Here is a 987-nt window from a genome sequence, read left to right as displayed (position 1 = left end):
TGGCCGATGGCCGCTTCGACGTGCGCTACGCTTGTTTCGACACCGTGCAATCGACCCAGCTTTCGGCCCTGTCCATCGGTGCCCAGCCGCAACTGCTGCGCCTGACCGCGCACAAGATCGCCGACGACATCTACCAGAAGCTCACCGGCATCCCTGGCATCTTCTCCACCCGCATCTCCTACGTCACCAAGTCCGGCAATGAATACCGCCTGGAAGTGGCTGACGCCGATGGTGAAGGCACCCAGGTAGCGCTGCGCTCCAACGAGCCCATCATCTCGCCGGCCTGGTCGCCTGACGGCACCAAGGTCGCCTACGTCTCCTTCGAGATGAAGAAGCCGGTGGTCTACATCCAGAACCTGGTGACGCGCCAGCGCTCCATCGTGGCCAACTTCAAGGGCAGCAACTCGGCCCCGGCCTGGTCGCCGGATGGCTCGCGCCTGGCCGTGGCCCTGACCCGCGATGGCCTGACCCAGGTCTATCTCATCAATGCCGACGGCTCCGGCCTGCGCCGCCTGACCAACAGCGCCGGCATCGATACCGAACCGCAGTTCTCGCCTGATGGCGGTAGCATCTACTTCACCAGCGACCGCAGCGGCGGCCCGCAAATCTACAAAGTGAGCCTGGATGGCGGCACGCCGCAGCGCGTCACCTTCAATGGCAGCTACAACATCAGCCCCCGCATTTCGCCTGACGGCAAGACGCTGGCCTTCATCTCGCGTCGCGACGGTCTGTTCCAGCTCTATGCGCTGGACCTGACCAATGGCCAGGAGATTCGCCTCTCCGACGGCAGCCGCGACCAGTCGCCCAGCTTTGCGCCCAACGGCAAATACATCATGTACGCGACGGAGTCTGGTCGTCGCGGATCCTTGGCCGTGGTGTCTACTGACGGTCGAATCAAACAGCGTCTCACGACGCAGGCCGGTGATATCAGGGAACCGACCTGGGGTCCGTTCATGAAATAAAGAAATCCAATATTGCTTTCATCAC

The 987-nt window shown here is 62.4% G+C and carries 1 protein-coding gene; it reads left to right on the top strand.

Features of this window, described 5'->3' with window-relative positions; genetic code table 11:
• The coding region (gene tolB / locus I5W_RS08330; RefSeq protein ID WP_044528875.1) for a Tol-Pal system beta propeller repeat protein TolB at positions 1–962 on the top strand (962 nt) is incomplete at its 5' end.
• Positions 963–987 lie beyond the last annotated feature (25 nt).

It is taken from the genome of Herbaspirillum sp. B65, from assembly GCF_000333555.1.
GTDB lineage: Bacteria > Pseudomonadota > Gammaproteobacteria > Burkholderiales > Burkholderiaceae_D > Herbaspirillum > Herbaspirillum rubrisubalbicans.
Note: the sequence above shows the minus strand (reverse complement) of the source record. Positions and strands in the feature narration are given on the sequence as shown.